Genomic DNA, 25,044 nt, shown 5'->3' with positions numbered 1-25,044 from the left:
GGATGGCGGGGGCGGGCACGGTGTTTGAGAGTGGAGGAGCAGGCAGTCGCCTGCGGCGGTGTGACCGGCGTGTTCCCGAGTGCGGTTGTCGTGCTAGAGGCGTAGGGCCCGCACCGTCCAGTCCAGCAGCCGCGCCGAGCTCCGGGGTGCCGCCCACCCGTTGACCACGGCCAGCAGCTCCAAGTACCGCTCCCGCCGCGGATCCCCCATGGCCCGCAGCCGCGCCAGCAACCGGGCGCGCACCGAACCGTCCGCCGCCGCAGCGTCCAGCATCCCGGCGTACCGGTCCAACAGCTCGGCAACCACCCCAGCCGCCTCAGGCGACTTGGGCACCACTCCCGCCGCAACCGCCGGCTCGGCCAACTCCCGCACCAGCACGGCCAGTCCGGGCCGGGGCGGGCCGCCCGTACCGCTCTCCGCCGCCTCGTCGGCCGCCAGCCCGCGCAGCAGCTCGCGGAACCCGGCGTCCCCCGCCAGCCGCGCCAACTCCACCCAGGCCTCGATCTGTTCGGCCGAGGCGTCCTCCGGCAGCTCCGGCGTCAGCGACCGGGCCACCCCTGCGAAACGACCGTCCGAACCGAACACCTCGGCCAGGAACTCCCCGACCAGGCGCCGCCGCTCCTCCCCCGTCAACCGGGCCAGCTGGTGCACGAGCGTCAACTCCTCCGTGGTGGACCCGTGCCCGGCCACCGCGCCCAGCACCGCCCGCCGCAGCCGCAGCACCCGGATCTGGACGTCCAGCGCCTCGGCGTGCGCCGCCGCGACGTCGGACAGCGCGAGCTCGCGCTCCAGCACCTGCCGGATCACCGGCAGTCCGAGCCCGAGCTCGCGCAGGGTGCGCACCAGTTCCAGACGGGCGACGGCGTCCGCGCCGTACCGCCGGTGGCCGGCCGGGTTGCGGTCGGCCGGCGACACCAGCCCCTGGTCCGAGTAGAACCGGACGGTCTTCACCGTCAGCCCGGTCAGCCGGGCCAGGTCACCGATCAGGTAGTGCGCGTCGCCGTTCACGGCCACCACCCTGGCGCCTCCCCCTACGGGAGGTGCAAGTACGGGAGATGCAGATACCGGAGACGGCCCCCGCTACGGCCTCAGGCCGTCCGCCGCAACAGCGCCAGGTACATCGCGTCCGTCCCGTGCAGGTGCGGCCACAGCTGGACGTCCGGCCCGTCGCCGAGCGCCGGGACACCCGGCAGCAGCGGCCGTGCATCGATCCACTCGACCCGGCCGCCCTCGGCGCGCAGCACGTCGTCGACCACCGCACGGGTCTCCGCCAGGTGCGGCGAGCAGGTCGCGTAGCCGACCACGCCGCCGACCCGGGTGGCGTCGATCGCCGAGCGCAGCAGGTCCCGCTGCAGCGGCCCGAAGGCCGCGACATCGGCCGGACGGCGCCGCCAGCGTGCCTCCGGACGGCGGCGCAGCGCGCCCAGGCCGGAGCACGGCACGTCCACCAGGACCCGGTCGAAGCCGCCGGAGCGCCAGGCCGGGCGCGTCCCGTCCGCCGCGATCACCGTGTACGGACCGGGGTTGCCCTCCAGTGCCCGCGCCACCAGCCGGGCCCGGTGCGGCTGCTTCTCGCTCGCGACCAGCGCCGCACCCCGCTCGGCGGCCAGTGCGCCGAGCAGCGCGGCCTTGCCGCCCGGCCCGGCGCAGCCGTCCAGCCAGAGCCGGTCCGAACCCTCCACCGGTGCCGAAGCCAGCGCCAGCGCCACCAGCTGGCTGCCCTCGTCCTGCACGCCCGCCCGGTTCTCCCGGACAGCGGTCAGCGAGCCCGGGTCGCCGCCCTCGGCGAGCCGTAGCGCGAACGGGGACCAGCGGCCGGGCTCGGCCTCGGGCAGCGCGTCGGCCAGCTCGCCGACGGTGGCCCGGCCGGGGCGGGCGACCAGGGTGACCTCGGGCCGCTCGTTGTCAGCCCGCAGCAGTTCCTCCACGGCGCTTCGCCCGCAGGCGTCCGGCTGCCAGCGGCCGAGCGAGTCCCAGAGTGCGGAGACGACCCAGCGCGGGTGCGAGTGCACGACCGCGAGGTGGTCCTCGGCGTCCTGGTCGTACGGCGGGGCGACCTGCTCGATCCAGGCGTCCAGGTCGTGGGCGCTGATCCGGCGCAGCACGGCGTTGACGAACTTGGCCTTGCCGTCGCCGAGCACCACTCGGGCCAGCTCGACGGTCGCCGAGACGGCCGCGTGGCTGGGGATGCGGGTGGTGAGCAGTTGGTGGGCGCCGAGTGAGAGCACGTCCAGTACCGGCGGGTCGACCTTGCTCAGCGGCCGGTCGATGCAGGCGGCGATGATCGCGTCGTAGGTGCCCTGCAGTCGCAGGGTGCCGTAGACCAGCTCGGTGGCGAGGGCGGCGTCGCGCCGGTCCATGCCCTTCTGCTCGGCCTCGCGGAGCAGCGAGGGCAGGATCAGGTTGGCGTACGCGTCGCGCTCGTCGACGGCGCGCAGCGCGCGGAACGCGACGATCCGGGCCGGGTCCTTCTTCGGCCGACGGTGCGGGCGGGGGGCGCGCTTGGCGCTGGGGGTGGTCACAGGTGCCTCAAAGTGCTTCGGTGGCTATCAGGCCCACGATATCCCTCTCGGCGCGTCCCACTCGAACGCCGACGGTCCGGGGCCCGGAACCGAAGCCTGTCCGGCTCCGGTTCCGGGTGCCGGTTTCCATCCCGGACGCGCAGCCCCCCGGGAGCAGCCCGTCAGCCCTCGGCGCTGGCCGGGAGCCCGAGCCGCTCCCCCGCCTCCAGCCGCGCCCCGCGCGCCCAGTCGGCGGCCCGCATCTCCTTCTTCCCCTGCGGACGCACCTCCCCGAGCTCGATGTCGTGGCTGCCGGTGCCGACCCGCACGCTGTTCTTGCCGACCATCGCGACCTCGCCCGGCGCCAGCTCGGTCGACTCCGGCAGCAGCTTGACCGGCCCGGTGACCTTCAGCCGCTCGCCCCGGAACTCCGTCCACGCCCCCGGCGCCGGAGCGCAGCCGCGGACCACCCGGTCGATCCGCAGCGCGGGGTGGTTCCAGTCGATCCGCGCGTCCTCGACGCTGATCTTCGGCGCGAGCGTGACGCCCTCGGCCGTCTGCGGCACGGCCTGCAGCGAGCCGTCCTCGATGCCGTCCATGGTGGCCGCGAGCAGCCGCGCGCCGGAGTTCGAGAGCCGGGTGAGCAGTTCGCCGCTGGTGTCGCCCGGGCGGATCTCCTCGGTGATCACGCCGTAGACCGGGCCGGAGTCCAGGCCCTGCTCGATCAGGAAGGTGGACGCGCCGGTGACCTCGTCGCCGGCCAGCACCGCGTGCTGGACCGGCGCCGCGCCGCGCCAGGCGGGCAGCAGCGAGAAGTGCAGGTTGACCCAGCCGTGCGCGGGGATCTCCAGGGTGCCGGGGCGCAGCAGCGCGCCGTAGGCGACCACCGGGCAGCAGTCGGGGGCGAGTTCGGTGAGCCGGGCGACGAACTCCGGGTCGCTGGGCTTCACCGGCTTGAGGACCTCGATCCCGGCCTCCTCGGCGCGCTGGGCGACGGGGCTGGCGACCAGCTTGCGGCCGCGCCCGGCGGGGGCGTCGGGGCGGGTGACCACCGCGACGACCTCGTGCCGGTCGGAGGCGAGCAGGGCCTCCAGGGCGGGAACGGCGACCTCTGGGGTGCCGGCGAAGACGAGACGCATCAAGTGCCTTTCTGCAAAAGGAAGTTCAGGAAGCCAACGAAGACGAGTGAGCCGGACCGGAGCATCGGCGAACCACGCCGGACGGTCAGCGGGCAGCGCCGAAGGTGCTGTGCGGCGACACCTTGACCACCGGCGCCGGCCCGCCGCCCCAGTCCGTCTCCCGGATCGCCTTGAGCGCGGCCTTGCGCTGCTCCCGGTCGAGCCGGTCGATGAAGACGATGCCGTCCAGGTGGTCGGTCTCGTGCTGGATGCACCGGGCGAGCAGCTGGGTGCCCTCCAGCGTGACCGGATCGCCGTACATGTTGAAGCCCTTGGCCACCACGCCGTACGCCCGCTTGGTGTCGTAGCGCAGGCCGGGCAGCGAGAGGCAGCCCTCGGGGCCGTCCTGCTCCTCCTCGCTCAGCGACAGGTCGGGGTTGATCAGGTGTCCGGTGACGCCGTCCACGTGGTACGTGAACACCCGCAGTGAGACGCCGAGTTGGGGCGCGGCCAGGCCGGCGCCGGGGGCGTCGAGCATGGTGTCGGTGAGGTCGCTGACCAGGTTGCGCAGTTCCTTGTCGAAGGTGGTCACCGGCTGGGCGGTGGCCCGCAGGACGGGGTCTCCGAAGAGACGGATCGGCTGGATCGCCACGGGGTACGGGCTCCTGTCCGTAAGGGCACGGGCTACGGGCAACGACTGGTTCAGCGCAAGTCTATGCAACCCTCCCTGGCGATCCGCCGGGCCGTCCTGGGACAGCCACATCGGCTTCTGGCACATCCGAGTCTGCCGAGCCGCGTTACCCCGGCCCCCGCTTCGGCGTTGGTCAAGAGAGATTGACCGGGGTCGGGCGCACGGGACACCGCGCCCCGGCCGATGAACCGTACGGAAGGTGGCACGTAGGCCATGGCTGAGCAGATCAACCACGACGCCCGGGCGCGGGCGAGCCTGCACCTGCTGGTGCGGGACATCGAGCGGGTGAGGCGCCAGGTCGACGCGCTGCGGACGCTCACCGCCCAGTTGGGCAACGTCTACCGACCGCGCCGCCCCAGCACCTCGGCCGGCTTCGTGGTGTACGGACGAGCGCCCGCGCCGACCGTGCGCCTGGCACAGGAGCTGCGGGAGAGCGTGGAGACCCTGGTCGCGGCGGCGGTCGAGTTCGACCGGGCGCTGGGCTTCTCCTGGGACTCGGTGGGCTCCGCCCTCGGGGTCACCAAGCAGGCCGTGCACCGCCGCTACGGCATGCGCCGGCCGACCAGCGAACTCATCGCCGCCAGTGGCGCCGTCCCGGGCCCGAGCCGCCCGGACCGCTCCGAGGACCTGCCCGCCCCCGCCGAACGCGGCGGCCTGGCCGCCACCGTCCCCGCCGCCCGCCAGGGCGGCCTGGACCGCGCCGCCCTCGACCGCGTTCCGCTGGACCGCACCCCGGTGGACCGCACCACCATCGAGCGCACCACCATCGACCGCCCGCAGGCCGACCGCACCGGCATCCCCCTGCGCGGCTGACCGGGCCCCGCACGCCCGGGCCACCCGGGGCGGGGTGGCCCACTCACCCCGCCCCACCGGCCCTGCAAGAGCCGCCGGATCGCCCCGCCGAAAACCACGACACCGACCTGCCGAGAACCCCGCCGAAAACCACGACACCGGCCCGCCGAGAACCGTCAGCCGATGTCCGTCGGATCCACCCGCACCCGCACCGGCTCCGTCGTCCGCAGCGCGATCCGGGCGATCTGCGCCGCCTTGAGCGCCGCCGCCAGCGCCGCCCCGTGCCCGGGCGCCACCCGCAGCAGCGCCCGCTCCTGCTCCTCCCCGCGCAGGGCGGGCACCGGCACCGGCCCGAGCACGTCCGCACCCTCCGGCAACCGGATCAGGTTCAGCAGGTCGGTGACCGCCGCCGGGCTCCCGCTCACCGAGGCCATCCGCGACACCGGCGGGAAGTGCAGCTGCGCCCGCTCGTCCCGCTCCAGCCCGGCGTGACCCAGCGGGTCCCACCGCACCAGCGCCTGCACCGGGCGGGCCGACGGCTCGGCGACCACCACCACCGTCCCGCCCTCCGTCGAGGGCCGGACCAGCGCGGCCGCCGCCAGCCAGAGCCGCAGCGTCTCCTCCCCGGCCCGCAGGTCGGGCCGGCTCAACAGCGCCCAGCCGTCCAGCAGCAGCGCGGCCCCGTAGCCGGAGCCGCCCTCGACCACCGGCTCCGCGCCCGGCGTGGAGATCACCAGCGAGGGTTCGTCCGGCACGGTGTTCAGCACCGCGTCCCGCCCCGAGGTCCGCACCGGGATCCGCGGGAACGCCTTGCCCAGCTCCTCCGCCGTGCGCCGGGCGCCGACCACCTGCGCCCGCAGCCGGAAGGAGCCGCACTCGGGGCAGTGCCAGTCGTTCTCCGGCTCCCCGCACCAACCGCACTGCAGGGAGGCGTCCGCCGACGGCGCCTCCAGCGGCCCCTCGCACCGTCGGCAGCGGGCCGGGGTGCGGCAGCGTCCGCAGGCCAGCCGGGGCACGTAGCCGCGCCGGGGCACCTGGATGAGCACCGGGTGCCCGGCCGCCAGCGACTCCCGGGCCGCCTCCCAGGCCACCGAGGGCAGCCGGGCGGCCTGCGCGGCGGCGTCCCTGTGCTGGTCCTGGTCGGTGACGGTGCGCACCCTCGGCGCGACCCGCCGCACCGTCTCCCGGTCCGCGACCAGCGGCCGCGCCCAACCGGTGCTGACCAGCTGCGCGCCCTCCACGGTCACCGCGTGCCCGCCGAGCAGCACCGCCGCGCCCTCCTCGGCCGCGCGCAGCAGCGCGACCTCGCGCACGTGCGGATGCGGGGCGCGCGGATCGCTGTGGCTGCCGTCGCCGTCGGACCAGACCACCACCAGGCCGAGGTCGCGCACCGGCGCGAACATGGTGGCCCGGGTGCCGATCGCGGCGTGCACCGAGCCGCGGCTGACCGCGAGCCAGCGCCGGTAGCGCTCACGCGGCCCGAGCTCGGCCTCCAGCGCCATGTGCATCCCCGGCCCCAGCAGCTCGGTCAGCGCCTGGTCCACCCGGGCCACCGACCGCCGGTCCGGCAGCACCACCAGCGCGCCGCGCCCGCCGGCCAGCGTCGCCGCCACCGCCCGGGCGATCTCGTACGGCCAACCGGGCCCCGGCAGGGCCGTCCACACCGCGCGCGGCGACCCGCCGCCGGCCAGCGCGGCGAGGAAGTCGGGCCCGGCCGGGTAGCGCTGCCAGCCTCCCGGGGCCGGGGCCTGCGGGCGCGGCAACGGCGGCGGCGAGGGTTCGGCCTCGGCCTTGGCGTGCCGGGGCGGTACGGCCAGCTGCAGCACATCGGCCAGCGTCCCGGCGTACCGGTCGGCGACGGTGCGGCACAGCCGCAGCAGCTGCGGGGAGAGCACCGGTTCGGGCGAGAGCACCTGGGCGAGCGGGGCGAGCGGACCGGGGAAGTCGCTCTTCTCCAGCCGGGCGACGATGAACCCGTCGTGCAACTCCCCGCCCTCGCGCTGGCCCTTCACCACCCGCGCCCCGAAGCGCACCCGCACCCGGACGCCCGGCCGCGCGTCCTCGGCCATGGCGGCCGGGACCTCGTAGTCGAAGAACTTGTCGATGGTGAGCACGCCCTTGTCCACCACGACCCGGGCCACCGGCAGGTGCTCGGCCCGTTTGGCACCCTTCCACGTCCGGGGCTTGGCCCGCTTGACCGTCTCCCGGATGAACGCCAGCTGCTCCGGCTCGGCGGCCCCGTTCTCCCCTGTGCTGCTCATCGCTCCCAGTACTACCAGGTCACACGGACACGGCGCACGAATCAGCCGCGTGCACGAACGTGAACGGCGCCCGCCCCCCGAAGGGGCGGGCGCCGCTTCAAGACCCGGGACGTCAGTCCTGGACGGCAGCCTTCAGGGCATCCACCCGGTCGGTGCGCTCCCAGGTGAAGTCCGGCAGCTCACGACCGAAGTGGCCGTAGGCGGCGGTCTGGGCGTAGATGGGCCGCAGCAGGTCCAGGTCGCGGATGATCGCGGCCGGACGCAGGTCGAAGACCTCGGAGACGGCCTTCTGGATGTTCAGCACCGGAACGGCCTCGGTGCCGAAGGTCTCGACGAACAGGCCGACCGGCTCGGCCTTGCCGATCGCGTACGCAACCTGCACCTCGGCACGGCGCGCCAGGCCGGCCGCGACGATGTTCTTGGCGACCCAGCGCATCGCGTACGCGGCCGAGCGGTCCACCTTGGACGGGTCCTTGCCGGAGAAGGCGCCGCCGCCGTGGCGGGCCATGCCGCCGTAGGTGTCGATGATGATCTTGCGGCCGGTGAGGCCGGCGTCGCCCATCGGGCCGCCGATCTCGAAGCGGCCGGTGGGGTTGACCAGGAGGCGGTAACCCTCCGTGACCAGCTTGATGCCCTGGTCGGCCAGCGCGTTCAGCTCCGGCTCCACGACGAACTCGCGGATGTCCGGGGTGAGCAGCGACTCCAGGTCGATGTCGCTGGCGTGCTGGGTGGAGACGACCACGGTGTCGAGGCGGACGGCCTTGTCACCGTCGTACTCGATGGTGACCTGGGTCTTGCCGTCGGGGCGCAGGTACGGGATGGTCCCGTTCTTGCGGACCTCGGTCAGACGGCGGGAGAGGCGGTGCGCCAGGGTGATCGGCAGCGGCATCAGCTCGGGCGTCTCGTCGGACGCGTAGCCGAACATCAGGCCCTGGTCGCCAGCCCCCTGCTTGTCCAGGTCGTCCTCATCGCCTTCGACCCGGGCCTCGTACGCGGTGTCGACGCCCTGCGCGATGTCGGGCGACTGCGCGCCGATGGACACCGACACGCCGCAGGAGGCGCCGTCGAAGCCCTTCTTGGAGCTGTCGTAGCCGATCTCCAGGATCTTGTCCCGGACGAGCTGGGCGATCGGCGCGTACGCCTTGGTGGTCACCTCGCCGGCCACGTGCACCTGGCCGGTGGTGATGAGCGTCTCCACGGCGACCCGGGACGTCGGGTCCTCCCGGAGGAGAGCGTCAAGGATGGTGTCGCTGATCTGGTCAGCGATCTTGTCGGGGTGTCCCTCGGTCACGGACTCCGAGGTGAACAGGCGGCGAGACACAGCGCTCCCTGGGGTTGCAGCGGCTGCTGACTGAAGGCCCCCGGCGAACCGGGGACATCCGGAAAGACTTGATTCCTGGAGTGTAACGGTCTGCTTCCGCCGAACGTCACCCGCTTCCAGGAATCAAGACCGTTCTCGACCGGGATTCGATCAGTCGCCGATCGATTCGAGCCGCTCCGCGACCAGGTCCCAGACCACGTCCGCCAGGGCCTCCTTGGGGCCCACCGGAATCGGCGTCTCACTGCCGTCCGAGCCCAGAACGACGGCCTCGTTGACGTCCGTACCGAAGGCCTTGCCGTTGCCCACCTCGTTGACGACCAGCAGGTCGCAGCCCTTGCGGGCGAGCTTGGCGCGACCGTTGGCGAGCACGTGGTCGGTCTCCGCCGCGAAACCCACGACCAGTTGGCCCGAACGGGGGCGGTGGGCCGACAGCTCGGCCAGGACGTCCGGGTTGCGGACGAGGGCGACCGGCGCCGGCTCGACCCCCTCGACCTTCTTGATCTTGCCGGTGGCGTACTCGGCCGGCCGGAAGTCCGCCACCGCCGCGGCCATCACCACGGCGTCCGCGTCCTCGGCCGCCTTCAGCGCCGCCTCGCGCAGCTCCAGCGCCGTCCCGACGTGCACCACGTCCACCCCGGCCGGGTCCGGCAGCTCGGCGTTGGCCGAGACCAGGGTCACCCGGGCGCCGCGCGCCGCGGCGGTCACGGCGAGCGCGTAGCCCTGCTTGCCGGAGGACCGGTTGCCCAGGTAGCGCACCGGGTCCAGCGGCTCCCGGGTGCCGCCGGCCGAGACCACCACGTGCCGCCCGGCCAGGTCGGTCGGGACCGCCCCGGCGCGGCGCAGCACGGCCCGGCAGGCGTCGAAGATCGCGGACGGCTCGGGCAGCCGCCCCTTGCCGGTGTCCTTGCCGGTCAGCCGCCCGACGGCGGGCTCCAGCACGATCACGCCACGGCGGCGCAGGGTGGCGACGTTGTCCTGGGTGGCGGGGTGCTCCCACATCTCGGTGTGCATGGCGGGCGCCAGCACGACCGGGCAGCGGGCGGTGAGCAGGGTGTTGGTCAGCAGGTCGTCGGCCAGCCCGTGGGCGGCCTTGGCGATCAGGTCGGCGGTGGCGGGGGCGACCACCACCAGGTCGGCCTGCTGCCCGATCCGCACGTGCGGCACCTCGTGCACGCGCTCCCAGGTCTCGGTCGCGGCCGGGCGGCCGGACAGCGCGGCCCAGGTGGCCTCGCCGACGAAGTGCAGCGCTGCGGCGGTCGGCACCACGGTGACCTGGTGGCCGGACTCGGTGAACCGGCGCAGCAGCTCGCAGGCCTTGTAGGCGGCGATCCCGCCGCTGACGCCCAGGACGACGCGGGGGGCGTCCACCCCGGTCCGGTCCGAAGTCGCACTCATGATCCCGCTCTCCTCCTCGTCTGGAACCCGCCCACCCTACGGCCCCTCAGCTGCCACCCGTACGGTGCCCCATCCTCCAGCGGGCAGCCCCGTCCCGCGGCCAAAAGGCCGAAGGGCCCGGCGGAAACGATTCCGCCGGGCCCTTCCGGAAAAGTACGGGACTGCCTCAGGCAGCCTCGACCGCCTCGGCGGTCAGCATGCCCGCGTTGATCTCGCGCAGTGCGATCGACAGCGGCTTCTCGTGCACGTGGGTGTCGACCAGCGGGCCGACGTACTCCAGCAGGCCCTCGCCGAGCTGGGAGTAGTACGCGTTGATCTGGCGCGCGCGCTTGGCGGCGTAGATCACGAGGCTGTACTTGGAGTCGGTGGCCTCGAGCAGCTCGTCGATCGGCGGGTTGATGATGCCCTCGGGCGCGGTCATGGAAGAGGACACGCTAAAACCTTCCGAAAGGGTGGAAAAGACAGACAGGTCAGGCTACACCGAGCAAGGCTAGCAGTTCGGCCGCTACCTGCTCGACGGAGGTGTTGACAAGGGTCGTGTCGAACTCGGGCTCGGCCGCGAGCTCGACCTTGGCGGCCTCCAGGCGCTTCTCGATCACGTCCTGCGGCTCGGTGCCCCGACCGGTCAGCCGACGGACCAGCTCGTCCCAGCTCGGCGGGGCCAGGAAGACCAGCTGGGCCTCCGGCATCGACTCGCGGACCTGGCGGGCACCCTGCAGATCGATCTCCAGCAGGACGGGCTCGCCGCGCTCCAGCTTCTCCAGCACCGCCGCGCGCGGGGTGCCGTAGCGGTTCCCGGCGAACTCGGCCCACTCCAGCAACTCACCGTTGGCGATCAGCTTGTCGAACTCGTCGTTGTCGACGAAGTGGTACTGGACCCCGTTCTTCTCGCCCGGCCTCGGGTGGCGGGTCGTCGCCGACACCGAGAGCCAGACCTCGGGGTACATCTTCCTCATATGAGCGACGACCGTGCTCTTGCCGACCCCCGAGGGGCCGGAGAGCACGGTCAGCCGCGGACGCTCACTCATGCACCGATTATCCCGGATCGCGGACGATCCCGGGACCGCGGGGCACGGTCAGGCTGCGCCACCGCCGAACTCCCGCTCCAGGGAAGCGATCTGGTTCGTGCCGAGACCCCGGACACGCCGGCTCTCGCTGATGCCGAGGCGCTCCATGATCTGCTTGGCACGGACCTTGCCGACGCCCGGAAGGGACTCCAGCAGGGCCGAGACCTTCATCTTGCCGATGACGTCGTTGTCGTTCTTGCCGGCCTTGATCACCTCGTGCAGGGAGGCGCCGGAGTGCTTGAGCCGGTTCTTGACCTCGGCGCGCTCCCGGCGAGCCTCGGCGGCCTTGGCGAGCGCGGCGGTGCGCTGTTCAGGGGTAAGGGGCGGAAGAGCCACGCCGTTCACCTCAGGGTGTGGAAGGAAGGGATTGAGCTATGACTGGTTCGGTACGCAGGACACCGTCCGCAAGGGGAGCCCAATGGGGAACCACAGGGCCCTGACCTGCGGGAGCTACGAGTTTCGCGGCTCGCCGGTGACCTATCGCCGGACACTACCCGCATTGCGGCGCCACGTCAGGAAAAGAACACGAAAAGTCCTGGTCAGCCAAGGCCGACCAGGACTTTCCGGGGCAAAATGACCGTGATTGCGAAACTTTGACAGGGTCGATGTGATGGCGCTCACGTCAACTCCGGCGTCGGCGCGCCGTCCTGCGGACACTGCGGACGGTCACCGTCCGGCTACCCGCCCGCGGTCTGCCGACATCCGCCGGACACGCTCCGCCACTTGACGGCCGACCGCGGGGCTACTTGACGGCGTCCGCGAACTCGCCCACGAAGCGGTCCGCCGCCTCGCGCAGCGCGGCCACCGAGGGGCCGTGCTTGAGCACGTCCCGGCTGACGCTCGGCACCACGTTGATCACCGAGGCGCCGAACACCCGCGGCAGGTCCGCCATGGTCGCGCCCTGGGCGCCGATCCCGGGGGCCAGCAGCGGGCCGTTGACGGCCAGGTCCACGCCCGCGTCGGCCAGCGTCGCGCCGACCACCGCGCCGAAAGAGCCCAGCGGCGCGGCGTCCCCGTTCTCGGCCGCCAGGTGTCGCAGCACCGTCGCCGCGACCGACTCGCCGTCCGCGCCGACCGCGCGCTGGACCTCGGCGCCCTCCGGGTTGGAGGTGAGCGCCAACGCGAACACGCCGCAGCCCTGCTCGCGGGCCAGGTCCAGAGCCGGGCGCAGCGAGCCGAAGCCCAGGTACGGGCTGACCGTCACGGCGTCCGAGAACAGCGGGCTCGCGGGCGACAGGAAAGCCTCCGCGTAGGCGGCCATGGTGGAGCCGATGTCGCCGCGCTTGGCGTCCATCAGGACCAGCGCACCGGCCGCCCGGGCCTCCTCGACGGTCTTCTCCAGCACCGCGACGCCCTTGCTGCCGAAACGCTCGAAGAAGGCGGCCTGCGGCTTGAGCACGGCCACCCGGTCGCCCAGCGCCTCGACCACAGTGCGGCTGAAGGTCTCCAGCCCGGCGAGGTCGTCGCCGAGCCCCCAGGCGGCTAGCAGGGAGGCGTGCGGGTCGATGCCGACGCAGAGCTGGCCGCGGGTGTCGAGGGCCTGGCGCAGGCGGGCGCCGAACGGGGCGAGGGTCATGTCGTCCTTTCCAGACTTTCCGGAACCGATCAGGCCGGTGTCGATGAGGGTGGTCACGAGCTGCGCACGGCGCTGCCGACGGCCGCCGCCAGGTTGCGGAACCCCGCCGCGCGGACCCGGGCGGAGAGGCCCCGGTGGATCCGGCGGCACCAGAACGGGCCTTCGTAGATGAAGGCGCTGTATCCCTGGACCAGGTCGGCACCGTGGATGATCCGCTGCCAGGCGTCCTCGGCGGTCTCCACGCCGCCGACCGAGACCAGCGTCAGCCGGCCCCCGGTGCGGGCGCGCAGCCGCTGCAGCACCTCCAGGGCGCGGGCCTTGAGCGGGGCGCCGGACAGGCCGCCCATGCCGATCTCCTCGACCCGCTCGGCGTCGGCCCGCAGGCCCTCGCGACCGATCGTGGTGTTGGTGGCGATGATGCCGTCCAGACCCAGCTCCAGGGCGAGGTCGGCGACCGCGTCGATGTCCTCGTCGGCCAGGTCGGGCGCGATCTTGACCAGCAGCGGCACGCGGTGCGCGGTGGTGCGGTCGGCGGCCTCGCGGACGGCGGCCAGCAGCGGGCGCAGGTGGTCGACGGCCTGCAGGTTGCGCAGCCCGGGGGTGTTCGGCGAGCTGACGTTGACCACCAGGTAGTCGGCGTACTTGGCCAGCCGCTCGGTGGACTTGACGTAGTCGGCGACGGCGTCGGCCTCCTCGACCACCTTGGTCTTGCCGATGTTGACGCCGATCACCGGGGTGGAGCTGGTGTGCGGGCGGGCGGCCAGTCGGGCGGCGACCCGGGCCGAGCCCTGGTTGTTGAAGCCCATCCGGTTGATCAGCGCGCGGTCCTCGACCAGGCGGAACAGCCGGGGCGCCGGGTTGCCGGGCTGGGGCTCGCCGGTGATGGTGCCGATCTCGACGTAGTCGAAGCCGAGCATGGCCAGGCCGTCGATGCCGACGCCGTTCTTGTCGAAGCCGGCCGCGAGGCCGAACGGGCCGGGGAGGTCGAGGCCGAGGGCCCGGGTGTGCAGCGCCCGGTCACGCGGCGCGAGGACCAGCCGCACCAGGGTGCGCAGGCCGGGCACCGAGGAGGCGAGCCGGATCCAGAAGAAGGCGAGGTGGTGAGCCTTCTCGGGGTCCATCCGCTTGAAGACGAGGTCGAACAGAAGCTTGTACAAGGGTGGTCAACTCCGAGGACGGGTAGCGGAATTCAGGGCCCGGGCGCAGCCCGTCGACTGAACGGCGGTGGCGGGCGACGGGCGGGCACGGAAGTGGGGGGCACCAATCCGGCTCCGGTGCCCCCCACTGCGGTGGTGCTACTTGCGGCCGGCGTTGATCAGCTCGGCGTGCTCCTGGAGCGACATCACCCCGACCTCGTCGCGCAGTTGCGCGTCCATGCCCTGGACGGCCGCGCCCATCGCCTGGACGGTGGTCAGGCACGGGACCCCGCGGGAGACGGCCGCGGTGCGGATCTCGTAGCCGTCGAGGCGACCGCCGGTGCCGTACGGCGTGTTGATGATCAGGTCGACCTCGCCGTCGTGGATCAGCTGGACGATGGTCTTCTCGCCGTTCGGGCCCTCGCCCTCGCTGTGCTTGCGCACCAGCGTGGACGGGATGCCGCCGCGCTGGAGCACCTCGGCGGTGCCAGCGGTGGCGAGCACCTCGAAGCCCAGCCCGACCAGCGCCCGGGCCGGGAAGACCAGGTTGCGCTTGTCGCGGTTGGCGACCGAGACGAAGACCTTGCCCTTGGTCGGCAGCGCGCCGTACGCGCCGGACTGCGCCTTGGCGTAGGCGGTGCCGAAGACCCTGTCGATGCCCATGACCTCACCGGTCGAGCGCATCTCCGGGCCGAGCACGGTGTCCACGCCGCGGCCGTGGATGTCGCGGAAGCGGCTCCACGGCATCACGGCCTCCTTGACCGAGATCGGGCAGTCGGCGGGCAGCGTGCCGCCGTCGCCCTCGGCCGGGAGCAGGCCCTCGGCGCGCAGCTCGGCGATGGTGGCGCCGAGCGAGATCCGGGCGGCGGCCTTGGCCAGCGGCACGGCGGTCGCCTTGGAGGTGAACGGGACGGTGCGGGAGGCGCGCGGGTTGGCCTCCAGCACGTAGAGGATGTCCCCGGCCAGCGCGAACTGGATGTTGATCAGGCCGCGGACGCCGACACCGCGCGCGATGGCCTCGGTGGAGGTGCGCAGGCGCTTGATGTCGTAGCCGCCGAGGGTGATCGGGGGCAGCGCGCAGGCGGAGTCGCCGGAGTGGATGCCGGCCTCCTCGATGTGCTCCATGACGCCGCCGAGGTAGAGCTCGGTGCCGTCGTAGAGCGCGTCGACGTCGATCTCCACCGCGTCGTCCAGGAAGCGGTCGATCAGCACCGGGTGCTCGGAGATCAGACCGGCGTGCCGCTCCAGGTAGGAGGCGAGCGACGCCTCGTCGTAGACGATCTCCATGCCGCGGCCGCCGAGCACGTAGGACGGGCGGGCCAGGACCGGGTAGCCGATCTCGTCGGCGATCGCCTTGGCCTCCTCGAAGGAGAAGGCGGTGCCGTGCTTGGGGGCGGGCAGGCCGGCGTCGCGCAGTACGCGGCCGAAGGCGCCGCGCTCCTCGGCGAGGTCGATCGCCTCGGGCTGGGTGCCGACGATCGGCACGCCGTTGTCCTTGAGCGCCTGGGCCAGGCCGAGTGGGGTCTGGCCGCCGAGCTGGACGATCACGCCGGCCAGCGGGCCGGCCTGCTGCTCGGCGTGGACGATCTCCAGCACGTCCTCCAGGGTGAGCGGCTCGAAGTAGAGCCGGTCGGAGGTGTCGTAGTCGGTGGAGACGGTCTCCGGGTTGCAGTTGACCATCACGGTCTCGTACCCGGCCTCGGCCAGCGCGAAGGAGGCGTGGACGCAGGAGTAGTCGAACTCGATGCCCTGGCCGATGCGGTTCGGACCGGAGCCGAGGATGATCACGGCTGGCTTGGTGCGCGGGGCGACCTCGTTCTCCTCGTCGTAGGACGAGTAGAAGTACGGGGTCCTGGCGGCGAACTCGGCGGCGCAGGTGTCGACGGTCTTGAACACCGGACGGATGCCGAGCGCGTGGCGCACCTCGCGGACCACGTCGGGGCGCAGACCGCGGATCTCACCGATCTGCTGGTCGGAGAAGCCGTGCCGCTTGGCGTGGCGCAGCAGCTCCGGGGTCAGCTCGGCGGCCTCGGCCAGCTCGCTGGCGATCTCGTCGAGCAGGAAGAGCTGGTCGACGAACCACGGGTCGATCTTGGTGGCCTCGAACACCTCCTCCGCGGTGGCACCGGCCCGGATGGCGTCCATCACGGTGTTGATCCGGCCGTCGGTCGGCACGGCGGCCTTGACCAGCAGCTCGGCCTTGCTCACGCCGGCACCGATCGGTTGGGTCCAGTTGAACTGGGAGCCCTTCTTCTCCAGCGAGCGCAGCGCCTTCTGCAGCGCCTCGGGGAAGTTGCGGCCCAGCGCCATGGCCTCGCCGACGGACTTCATGGTGGTGGTCAGCGTGGCGTCGGCGCTCGGGAACTTCTCGAACGCGAACCGCGGCACCTTGACCACGACGTAGTCGAGGGTCGGCTCGAAGGAGGCCGGGGTCTCCTCGGTGATGTCGTTGGGGATCTCGTCCAGGGTGTAGCCGACGGCCAGCTTGGCGGCGATCTTGGCGATCGGGAAGCCGGTGGCCTTGGAGGCGAGCGCCGAGGAGCGGGAGACGCGCGGGTTCATCTCGATGACGATGACCCGGCCGTCGACGGGGTTGACGGCGAACTGGATGTTGCAGCCGCCGGTGTCGACGCCGACCTCGCGGATGACGGCGATGCCGATGTCGCGCAGGACCTGGTACTCGCGGTCGGTGAGGGTCATCGCCGGGGCGACGGTGATCGAGTCACCGGTGTGCACGCCCATCGGGTCGAAGTTCTCGATGGAGCAGACGACCACGACGTTGTCGCTCTTGTCGCGCATCAGCTCCAGCTCGTACTCCTTCCAGCCGAGGATGGACTCCTCCAGGAGCACCTCGGTGGTCGGCGAGAGGGCCAGGCCCTGGCCGGCGATGCGGCGCAGGTCCTCCTCGTTGTGGGCGAAGCCGGAGCCGGCGCCGCCCATGGTGAAGGAGGGGCGCACCACGACCGGGTAGCCGCCGAGCGTGTCGACGCCGGCCAGCACCTCGTCCATGGTGTGGCAGATGACCGAGCGGGCGGACTCGCCGTAGCCGATCTTCGCGTTGACGGCCTCGACGACGGCCTTGAACAGGTCGCGGTCCTCGCCCTTGTTGATCGCCTCGACGTCGGCGCCGATCAGCTCGACGCCGTACTTCTCCAGCGTGCCCGCCTTGTGCAGCGCGATCGCGGTGTTCAGCGCGGTCTGGCCGCCCAGGGTCGGCAGCAGCGCGTCGGGGCGCTCCTTGGCGATGATCTTCTCGACGAACTCCGGGGTGATCGGCTCGACGTAGGTGGCGTCGGCGATCTCCGGGTCGGTCATGATCGTGGCCGGGTTGGAGTTGACCAGCACGACCCGCAGGCCCTCGGCCTTGAGGACGCGGCAGGCCTGGGTGCCCGAGTAGTCGAACTCGGCGGCCTGGCCGATGACGATCGGGCCGGACCCGATCACCAGGACGGACTTGATGTCAGTGCGCTTAGGCACGCTGGCCCTCCATGAGCTTCACGAAGCGGTCGAACAGGTAGGCGGCGTCGTGCGGGCCGGCGGCCGCTTCAGGGTGGTACTGCACGCTGAAGGCGGGCACGTCGAGCGCCTGCAGGCCCTCGACCACGTCGTCGTTGAGGCAGACGTGGGAGACCTCGACCCGCCCGTAGGGGGTGTCGCTCACCTTGTCCAGCGGCGCGTTCACGGCGAAGCCGTGGTTGTGGGCGGTCACCTCGACCTTGCCGGTGGTGCGGTCCTGCACCGGCTGGTTGATGCCGCGGTGGCCGTACTTGAGCTTGTAGGTGCCGAAGCCCAGGGCACGGCCGAGGATCTGGTTGCCGAAGCAGATCCCGAAGAACGGGGTCTTGCGCTCCAGCACGCCCTGCGCGACGGCGACCTGGTGGTCGGCGGTGGCGGGGTCGCCCGGGCCGTTGGAGAAGAAGACGCCGTCCGGGTTGACCGCGTAGACGTCCTCCAGGGTGGAGTTGGCCGGCAGCACGTGCACCTCGATGCCGCGCTCGGCCATCCGCTGCGGGGTCATCGCCTTGATGCCGAGGTCCAGCGCGGCGACGGTGAACCTCTTCTCACCGATCGCGGGCACGACGTACGGCTCGGTGGTGGCCACCTCCGCGCACAGGTCGGCGCCCTTCATCTCGGGCGACTGCTGCACCCGGGCGAGCAGGGCGGCCGGGTCGGCCAGCGCCTCGCCGGAGAAGATGCCGCAGCGCATCGCGCCGCGCTCGCGCAGGTGGCGGGTCAGCGCGCGGGTGTCGATGCCGCTGATGCCGACGATGCCCTGGTCGGCCAGCTCCTCGTCCAGCGAGCGGCGGGAGCGCCAGTTGGACGCCACCCGGGCGGGGTCGCGCACGACGTAGCCGGCGACCCAGATCTGCTTGGACTCGTCGTCCTCGTCGTTCCAGCCGGTGTTGCCGATCTGCGGGGCGGTCATCACGACCACCTGGCGGTGGTACGACGGGTCGGTCAGGGTCTCCTGGTAGCCGGACATGCCGGTGTTGAAGACCGCCTCGCCGAAGGTCTCGCCGGTGGCGCCGTAGGCCTGGCCGCGGAAGGTCCGGCCGTCCTCCAGGACGAGCACGGCAGCAGCACGATTCAAAAACGGGCGCTCCCGCCGTTGGCGCTGCGTGGTGGGGGCAGGTGCGGTCATCGAGCGGCCTCTTCCGTCTTCGTCTTCGTACGTGTTGCAAGCTGAGCGATCGCCTCGACCCAGGCGGTGTGCTCATCGGGGTGGTCGGCCCGGAAGCCGGAGTCCAGCTCGGTGCCCTCGTGCGTCCAGGTGACGACGAGCAGCCCGGAGGGGACGACCTTGCCGGCGATCCCGGAGTCCGTCCGGGCACCCGTCAGGTGCTCGGCCGGGATCCAGAGGTCGGTGTCGCCGGGGCGCTGCACCAGCAGGCCGTCCTCGCCGAGGGTGAGGTCGGCACGGCTGCGGGTGCCCAGGCCGTGCACGACGACCCGGTCGAGCCAGTTACCGGCCGTGGTCGTGCCGTGGTACCGGCCGCTGGTCTCCAGGATGGTCCGCCCGGCGCGGGCCGGCACGGCGGGCAGCGGGGGGATGTCGGACTGCAGGGTGCGCCGCCAGTTCCAGCCCTGGCGCATCAGCCAGTAGACCAGGCCGATGATGATCAGCAGTCCGATGGACCAGCCGATGTACCCGGGCCAGTTGGTGACCTTCGCCTGCTCCCTGGCGAGCGTGGCGTACGCCGTCACCGCGCCGCTCGCTCGCTCGGCGAGCTCGGTCATGCCAGGCCGCCCTGCTCGGCCAGCTCGCCGGCCAGCACGGTGGCGCGACCGCGCAGGAAGGTGGCGTGCACCCGTCCGGGCAGGTCCAGGCCCTTGTAGGGGGTGTTGCGGCTGCGGGTGGCGAAGTTGTCCGGGTTCACGGCACCACGGTACGCGGGATCGAACAGCACCAGGTTCGCCGGCTCACCAGCCGAGATCGGCCGACCGTGCCCGGTGAGACGGCCGATCCGGGCCGGACGGTGCGACATCCGGTCCGCGACGCCCTCCCAGTTCAGCAGGCCGGTGTCGACCATGGTCTGCTGGACGACCGACAGTGCGGTCTCCAGGCCGACCATGCCCATCGCGGCCACGGCCCACTCGCAGTCCTTGTCCTCGGCCGGGTGCGGCGCGTGGTCGGTGGCGACGGCGTCGATGGTGCCGTCGGCGAGCGCCTTGCGCAGCGCCTGGACGTCCTCGGCGGTGCGCAGCGGCGGGTTCACCTTGTACACCGGGTCGTAGGAGCGGACCAGCTCGTCGGTGAGCAGCAGGTGGTGCGGGGTGACCTCGGCGGTGACGTCCCAGCCCTTGGCCTTGGCCCAGCGGATGATCTCGACCGAGCCGGCCGTGGAGACGTGGCAGACGTGCAGCCGGGAGCCGACGTGCGCGGCGAGCAGCACGTCGCGGGCGATGATCGACTCCTCGGCGACGGCCGGCCAGCCGCCGAGCCCGAGCTCGCCGGAGACCTGGCCCTCGTTCATCTGGGCGCCCTCGGTCAGCCGCGGCTCCTGGGCGTGCTGGGCGACGACGCCGTCGAAGGCCTTGACGTACTCCAGGGCGCGGCGCATCAGCACCGCGTCGTCCACGCACTTCCCGTCGTCCGAGAAGACCCGGACGCCGGCGGCGGACTCGTGCATCGCGCCGAGCTCGGCGAGCTTCTTGCCCTCCAGGCCGACGGTGACGGCGCCGACCGGCTGCACGTCGCAGTAGCCGGCCTCCTGGCCGAGCCGCCAGACCTGCTCGACCACACCGGCGGTGTCGGCCACCGGGGTGGTGTTGGCCATCGCGTGGACGGCGGTGAAGCCGCCCATCGCGGCGGCCTGGGTGCCGGTGAGCACGGTCTCGGCGTCCTCGCGGCCGGGCTCGCGCAGATGGGTGTGCAGGTCGACCAGGCCGGGCAGGACGATCATGCCGGTGGCGTCGATCTCGATGTCCGCCTCGACCGCCAGGCCGGTGCCGATCGCCTTGACGACACCGTCGGCGAGGTGGAGGTCCTGCGGGGCGCCGCCCAGGATCTTGGCGTTGCGGATCAGGTAGCTGGTCACTGAGCGGTCTCCACGGAGTCGGGGCGGGGGGCGGCGGCGGGTTCGGCGGGACCATCGGCGAACACGGCTCCGCCGAGCAGCAGGTAGAGGACGGCCATCCGGACGGAGACGCCGTTGGCGACCTGCTCGACCGCGGTGCAGCGCGGCGAGTCGGCGACCTCGGCGGTGATCTCCATGCCGCGGACCATCGGGCCGGGGTGCATCACGATGGCGTGCTCGGGCAGCTGGGCCATCCGGATGCCGTTCATGCCGTAGCGGCGGCTGTACTCGCGCTCGGTCGGGAAGAACGCGGCGTTCATCCGCTCGCGCTGCACGCGCAGCATCATCAGCGCGTCGGTCTTGGGCAGCACGCTGTCGAGGTCGTAGCTGATCTCGCAGGGCCAGTTCTCGATGCCGATCGGCAGCAGGGTCGGCGGGGCGACGAAGGTGACCTGGGCACCGAGGGTGGTCAGCAGGTGCACGTTGGAGCGGGCGACCCGGCTGTGCAGGACGTCGCCGACGATGGTGACCCGCCGGCCCTCCAGCCCCTGCCCGAGGGCCATGGCCGACCTGCCGGGGCTGAGGTGGCGGCGCATGGTGAAGGCGTCGAGCAGCGCCTGGGTGGGGTGCTCGTGGGTGCCGTCACCGGCGTTGATCACGCTGCCGTGCAGCCAGTCGGACTGGGCCAGCCGGGCCGGGGCGCCCGAGGCGTGGTGCCGGATGACGACCGCGTCGGCGCCCATCGCCTGCAGGGTCAGCGCGGTGTCCTTGAGGCTCTCGCCCTTGGAGACCGAGGAGCCCTTGGCGGAGAAGTTGATGACGTCGGCGGAGAGCCGCTTCTCGGCGACCTCGAAGGAGGTCTTGGTGCGGGTGGAGTCCTCGAAGAAGAGGTTGACGACGGTGCGGCCGCGCAGCGTGGGCAGCTTCTTGACGGCCCGGCCCGAGAGCTGGGCCAGCTCCTCGGCGGTGTCCAGGATCAGCAGCGCGTCGTCGCGGCTGAGATCGGCGGCGGAGACGAGGTGGCGCTTCACGCGGGTTACTCCGGGAGGTGCGGTTCGGTGGGCTGGGAGGCCAGGGCCTGCGAGCTGCGGGCGGTGTAGTCGCGGTCGCCGACCAGGACGGCGTCCACGCCGTCGGTGTCGGCCAGGCGCACCTGCACGGCCTCGCGCAGCGAGGTCGGAAGGTTCTTGCCCACGTAGTCGGCCCGGATCGGCAGCTCGCGGTGGCCTCGGTCGACCAGGACGGCGAGCTGGACGGCGCGCGGGCGGCCGATGTCGCTCAGCGCGTCGAGCGCGGCGCGGATGGTGCGGCCGGAGAAGAGCACGTCGTCGACCAGGATCACCAGCTTGCCGTCGATGCCGCCGGGCGGGATCTCGGTGTGCTCCAGGGCGCGGGCGGGCTTCAGCCGCAGGTCGTCCCGGTACATGGTGATGTCCAGGGTGCCCAGCGGGATCTCGCGGCCGGTGATCTGGGCCAGCCGGCCGTGCAGGCGGCGGGCGAGGTGGACGCCCCTGGTGTGGATGCCGAGCAGCACGACGTCCTCCGCGCCCTTGGCGCGCTCGACGATCTCGTGCGCTATCCGGGTGACGACCCGGGCGATGTCCGTGCCGTCCAGCACCTGGTGCGGCGGCCGCGGCGTCGATTCTTGGTGTGCGGTCATGCCGAAGCGGACCTCCTTCCCCGCCTCACGGGACGGGCCTTAAAGGATGTCTGGGATCTGCCCCCGCCGAACCGGGCGTGGGCTTCGGGTCATCCTATCAGCGCCCCGAGAGGCAAATGGACGTCCACCGTTCCGCTTCATCGGGTTAACGCCCTGGACGCGCCGACGATGGGGGCCATTCGCACGAGTGCCCCATTCGGCTTGACGCAACTACCTTACTCTACGTAACCTCACAGTGAGTTACGAGACGGCCGTCGAACCCACCGGTAACGGCGTCGACAATCGCCCGTGACCCACCACTGAACGCGAAGCAATCTCGTCCGGGGAGATCAATGTCCAGCGACTACGCGAAGCAGCTCGGAGGCAAGCTCCGAGCGATCCGCACTCAGCAGGGGCTCTCCCTGCACGGTGTCGAGGAGAAGTCCCAGGGGCGCTGGAAGGCAGTCGTCGTCGGCTCGTACGAGCGCGGCGACCGTGCGGTCACCGTGCAGCGGCTGGCCGAGCTCGCCGAGTTCTACGGCGTTCCGGTGCAGGAGCTCCTGCCCGGCGGTACCCCGGGCGGCGCGGCCGAGCCGCCGCCGCGCCTGGTCCTCGACCTGGAGAGACTGACCCAGGTCCCGTCCGAGAAGGCCGGCCCGCTGCAGCGCTACGCGGCGACCATCCAGAGCCAGCGCGGTGACTACAACGGCAAGGTGCTCTCGATCCGCCAGGACGACCTGCGCACGCTGGCCGTGATCTACGACCAGTCGCCGTCGATCCTCACCGAGCAGCTGATCTCCTGGGGCGTGCTCAACCCCGACGCGCGCCGCGCGGTGCGCGAGGAGGACGCGAGCTGACGCTCGCCGCACCGGCTCCCATCAATGGACACCAGCACGCGTTTGATCAGTGCTGGCAAGCAGAAACGTCACGGCGCGGCCTCCCGGATCCGGGGGCCGCGCCGCGGTGTTGCGGTGACCGCCGCCTCGCCTTCGGCACCGGCGCGCCCTTCGGCTCGGCAGCAGGAGTTCAGCAGACCGTGCCCAGGCTGTAGCCCGGCTGCGCCGCCACCCCGTCCAGCCGCACGGGCCGGGCGGCCGGCGCCCAGTCCGGCCCGCCGCTCGACCAGGCCCAGGCGGCCGGCAGGTACTCCCCGCAGGAGGCGGCCGAACCCTGCGAGCCGTGCAGCACCGCGACGCCCGGCAGCTCCAGCGCCAGCCCGGCGCACAGCACCGCGCAGACCAGCTCCAAGTCCTCGTCGTTGATCCGCACCACGCCGTCCTCCCACTGCAGCACCCGGGCCGCGGCGGCGAGCTTCCCGTCCGGCGCGTCCACCCGCAGGCGCAGCTCGTACACCCCGGCGCCCGCGCCGACCAGCATCCGGCGGAACACCTCGCCCCCGCGCTGGTAGGCGGCGCGCACCCAGCGGGCGTGGTCCTCGTCGATCTCGCCCGGGCCCCCGTGCAGGCCGCCATCCAGCAGCAGGTCCGCGTGGCAGAGCGTCAGCCCGTTCTCCCGGGCCCTCACCAGGCGCGGCACGAAGTCCCCGGCCAGTTCCTCGCCCTGGTAAGCCAGCAGCTGGGTCTGCAGCGGCGGGTTGACCAGGTATCGGTCGCGGGAGGCGGGCTCGGCCGGGTCCAGCCGGTGCAGCAGGCAGAACTCCTCGAAGTCCTGCGGGTGGAACATCCGGGCCCGGACGGTCTCGAACCGCTCCAGCGCGTCGGCCAGCAGTTCGGCGATGTCGGCCAGGTAGCGCTCGTAGTCGGGGGCGTCGGTCACGCCCCAGGCCTGGGCCCGCCGGAAGTCCGCGGCGTTGGTGAGCACCCCGATGACGAACGTCTGCTCGGCCCCCTCGGCCGGCCGCGGCCGGTGCGGCGCCCGCAGCGCGGGCCGCAGGCCGCCGGCGGTGCAGTCGGAGTTACGGCGGGCGCGGCCCTTGCGGCTGGTCATCGAGGCTCCTGGCGTCGGCGGGCGACCGTCGGCGGGACGGTCAGCGGCGGGGGCTCGCCGCTGACCGTGTTACTCCCCAGTTCCGCGCGCCACACACGTACGGCGTGTCACAGGAATGTAACCACCGGTAATACCGATGGCCGTCTCCGAGCCACCTCACGCCGAGCGCGGCACCCGGGCCAGCTGGCGGGACTGGGCGACCAGGCGGCCGGCCTCGTCCCAGATCTCGGCGTCCTCCTCGAAGTAGCCGCCGGCCAGGTTGCGGGTGGCGTGGGTGACCCGCAGCCAGCCCGGGGCCGGCTTGGCCCGTAGGTGGACGGTCAGCTCGATGGTCGGGGCCCAGCCGGGCATACCGAGGTCGAAGGTGACCGGCGGCAGCGCGTCGGCGACCAGCAGGAGCAGCAGCGGGTCGGGCTCACGACCGTCGCGGAGCCGGAACCAGCCCTGGATCCGCCCGTTGCCGGAGGGCTGCCCGAGCGCCCAGCCGACGGTGGCCGGGTCGAGCCGCAGGTCGAAGCGCTCCAGCAGGGCGGCCTGCTCGATCAGCTGCTTGGGCGCGTGCTCGACGCCGATGCACTGGTCCGGCGGCGGCAGCTGCGGCGGGCTGGCGCTGGTGCGCACCTCGCCCTCGGCGGCGGCGAGGTCGCCGTGGCTGGCCACCACCCGCAGCCGCTCGACGCCGTCCTGACTGAGCGAGGCGGTGCCGGTGGACAGGCCGCGACCGGTGCGCAGCACCTCGGTGCGGACGGTGGCCGGACCGGGCGTGGAGGCGGACAGGTAGTAACCGCTGATTGACACCGGGTCCGGGTGCTCGCCGTGCTCCAGCGACAGCGCGTGTCCGGCCACGGCGAGCAGCAGGCCGCCGTTGACCCCGCCGCCGATCTGCCAGCCGGCGCCGAGCTCGGCGTCGTAGCGGCCGGACTCCTCCGGGTGTCTGGTCAGGGCGATGCCCTGGTCGAACTCGCTGCGGATCGCGGTGGTCATGGAGGGGCCGGCTACGCCGAGGGCGGGCGGCTGTCCCGGGACGTGCCGGGTGCCCAGGTGATCGCCTGGGCGGTGGTGGCCGCGCTGCCCGCGATGGT

The 25,044-nt window shown here is 72.6% G+C and carries 22 protein-coding genes; 2 read left to right on the top strand and 20 right to left on the bottom strand.

Annotated features, from left to right (window positions below; translation table 11 throughout):
* Positions 1–93: 93 nt before the first annotated feature.
* From ACWC9T_RS34920 to def, 4 genes are all read right to left on the bottom strand, one after another.
* On the bottom strand, positions 94–1,008 hold the full coding sequence (locus ACWC9T_RS34920) for a MerR family transcriptional regulator (protein ID WP_449825072.1): 915 nt from the start codon (positions 1,006–1,008) through the stop codon (positions 94–96).
* 80 nt (positions 1,009–1,088) lie between these two features.
* Entirely contained in the window at positions 1,089–2,522 is a 1,434-nt protein-coding gene (locus ACWC9T_RS34915; RefSeq protein WP_449825069.1) for an RsmB/NOP family class I SAM-dependent RNA methyltransferase, read from the bottom strand.
* 161 nt (positions 2,523–2,683) lie between these two features.
* A complete protein-coding gene (fmt, locus tag ACWC9T_RS34910) occupies positions 2,684–3,640 on the bottom strand; it encodes a methionyl-tRNA formyltransferase (RefSeq protein ID WP_449825068.1) in 957 nt (318 codons plus the stop codon).
* 85 nt (positions 3,641–3,725) lie between these two features.
* Positions 3,726–4,271, bottom strand: a complete 546-nt coding sequence (gene def / locus ACWC9T_RS34905; RefSeq protein WP_449825067.1) for a peptide deformylase — start codon at positions 4,269–4,271, stop codon at positions 3,726–3,728.
* 252 nt (positions 4,272–4,523) lie between these two features.
* Here def and ACWC9T_RS34900 point away from each other — a divergent pair, with 252 nt between their 5' ends.
* Positions 4,524–5,123: a hypothetical protein gene (locus ACWC9T_RS34900; RefSeq protein ID WP_449825066.1), complete on the top strand. Its 600-nt coding sequence runs from the start codon at positions 4,524–4,526 to the stop codon at positions 5,121–5,123.
* 155 nt (positions 5,124–5,278) lie between these two features.
* On the opposite strand, the gene ACWC9T_RS34895 is transcribed toward ACWC9T_RS34900, so the two are convergent.
* The 14 genes from ACWC9T_RS34895 to pyrR form a co-directional block, all read right to left on the bottom strand.
* Positions 5,279–7,363, bottom strand: a complete 2,085-nt coding sequence (locus ACWC9T_RS34895; RefSeq protein ID WP_449825065.1) for a primosomal protein N' — start codon at positions 7,361–7,363, stop codon at positions 5,279–5,281.
* Positions 7,364–7,475: 112 nt separating this feature from the next.
* Complete coding sequence (metK, locus tag ACWC9T_RS34890; RefSeq protein WP_449825064.1) at positions 7,476–8,684, bottom strand: methionine adenosyltransferase; 1,209 nt, start codon at positions 8,682–8,684, stop codon at positions 7,476–7,478.
* Positions 8,685–8,834: 150 nt separating this feature from the next.
* Positions 8,835–10,079, bottom strand: a complete 1,245-nt coding sequence (coaBC, locus tag ACWC9T_RS34885) for a bifunctional phosphopantothenoylcysteine decarboxylase/phosphopantothenate--cysteine ligase CoaBC (RefSeq protein ID WP_449825063.1) — start codon at positions 10,077–10,079, stop codon at positions 8,835–8,837.
* 166 nt (positions 10,080–10,245) lie between these two features.
* Positions 10,246–10,512 carry a DNA-directed RNA polymerase subunit omega gene (gene rpoZ, locus ACWC9T_RS34880; protein WP_030056185.1) on the bottom strand — a complete coding sequence of 89 codons (267 nt, stop codon included), beginning with the start codon at positions 10,510–10,512 and terminating at the stop codon, positions 10,246–10,248.
* A 37-nt stretch (positions 10,513–10,549) separates the two neighbouring features.
* Positions 10,550–11,107 carry a guanylate kinase gene (gmk, locus tag ACWC9T_RS34875; protein ID WP_387625733.1) on the bottom strand — a complete coding sequence of 186 codons (558 nt, stop codon included), beginning with the start codon at positions 11,105–11,107 and terminating at the stop codon, positions 10,550–10,552.
* A gap of 48 nt (positions 11,108–11,155) precedes the next feature.
* A complete protein-coding gene (mihF, locus tag ACWC9T_RS34870; RefSeq protein WP_030290269.1) occupies positions 11,156–11,482 on the bottom strand; it encodes an integration host factor, actinobacterial type in 327 nt (108 codons plus the stop codon).
* A gap of 406 nt (positions 11,483–11,888) precedes the next feature.
* The gene (gene pyrF / locus ACWC9T_RS34865; RefSeq protein WP_449825071.1) at positions 11,889–12,722 is read right to left on the bottom strand and encodes an orotidine-5'-phosphate decarboxylase; all 834 of its coding nucleotides are present in this window, start codon (positions 12,720–12,722) and stop codon (positions 11,889–11,891) included.
* A 53-nt stretch (positions 12,723–12,775) separates the two neighbouring features.
* On the bottom strand, positions 12,776–13,879 hold the full coding sequence (locus ACWC9T_RS34860) for a quinone-dependent dihydroorotate dehydrogenase (protein WP_449825062.1): 1,104 nt from the start codon (positions 13,877–13,879) through the stop codon (positions 12,776–12,778).
* 138 nt (positions 13,880–14,017) lie between these two features.
* The gene (gene carB, locus ACWC9T_RS34855) at positions 14,018–17,335 is read right to left on the bottom strand and encodes a carbamoyl-phosphate synthase large subunit (protein ID WP_449825061.1); all 3,318 of its coding nucleotides are present in this window, start codon (positions 17,333–17,335) and stop codon (positions 14,018–14,020) included.
* Positions 17,328–18,500, bottom strand: a complete 1,173-nt coding sequence (gene carA / locus ACWC9T_RS34850) for a glutamine-hydrolyzing carbamoyl-phosphate synthase small subunit (RefSeq protein WP_449825060.1) — start codon at positions 18,498–18,500, stop codon at positions 17,328–17,330. Before carA ends, carB begins: the two co-directional genes overlap by 8 nt.
* Positions 18,497–19,096, bottom strand: coding sequence for a PH-like domain-containing protein (locus ACWC9T_RS34845; protein ID WP_449825059.1), 600 nt, complete (start codon positions 19,094–19,096; stop codon positions 18,497–18,499). The genes carA and ACWC9T_RS34845 overlap by 4 nt, the downstream gene beginning before the upstream one ends.
* Positions 19,093–20,397 (bottom strand): dihydroorotase, encoded by a 1,305-nt coding sequence (locus ACWC9T_RS34840; RefSeq protein ID WP_355674903.1) that lies wholly within the window; start codon positions 20,395–20,397, stop codon positions 19,093–19,095. The genes ACWC9T_RS34845 and ACWC9T_RS34840 overlap by 4 nt, the downstream gene beginning before the upstream one ends.
* Entirely contained in the window at positions 20,394–21,407 is a 1,014-nt protein-coding gene (locus ACWC9T_RS34835) for an aspartate carbamoyltransferase catalytic subunit (RefSeq protein WP_449825058.1), read from the bottom strand. Before ACWC9T_RS34835 ends, ACWC9T_RS34840 begins: the two co-directional genes overlap by 4 nt.
* Positions 21,408–21,412: 5 nt before the next feature.
* Positions 21,413–22,036 (bottom strand): bifunctional pyr operon transcriptional regulator/uracil phosphoribosyltransferase PyrR, encoded by a 624-nt coding sequence (pyrR, locus tag ACWC9T_RS34830; protein ID WP_449825057.1) that lies wholly within the window; start codon positions 22,034–22,036, stop codon positions 21,413–21,415.
* A gap of 332 nt (positions 22,037–22,368) precedes the next feature.
* On the opposite strand from pyrR, the gene bldD reads away from it, so the two are divergent.
* Positions 22,369–22,872, top strand: coding sequence for a transcriptional regulator BldD (bldD, locus tag ACWC9T_RS34825; protein WP_030056198.1), 504 nt, complete (start codon positions 22,369–22,371; stop codon positions 22,870–22,872).
* 169 nt (positions 22,873–23,041) lie between these two features.
* On the opposite strand, the gene ACWC9T_RS34820 is transcribed toward bldD, so the two are convergent.
* Together ACWC9T_RS34820 and ACWC9T_RS34815 are read right to left on the bottom strand one after the other, a co-directional pair.
* Complete coding sequence (locus ACWC9T_RS34820; RefSeq protein WP_449825056.1) at positions 23,042–23,962, bottom strand: hypothetical protein; 921 nt, start codon at positions 23,960–23,962, stop codon at positions 23,042–23,044.
* A gap of 156 nt (positions 23,963–24,118) precedes the next feature.
* Positions 24,119–24,946, bottom strand: coding sequence for a thioesterase family protein (locus ACWC9T_RS34815; RefSeq protein WP_449825070.1), 828 nt, complete (start codon positions 24,944–24,946; stop codon positions 24,119–24,121).
* Positions 24,947–25,044: the final 98 nt, after the last annotated feature.

The organism is Kitasatospora sp. NPDC001159 (assembly GCF_053598235.1).
The sequence above is the reverse complement of the archived record's forward strand: the minus strand, read 5'-3'. Positions and strand labels throughout refer to the sequence as shown.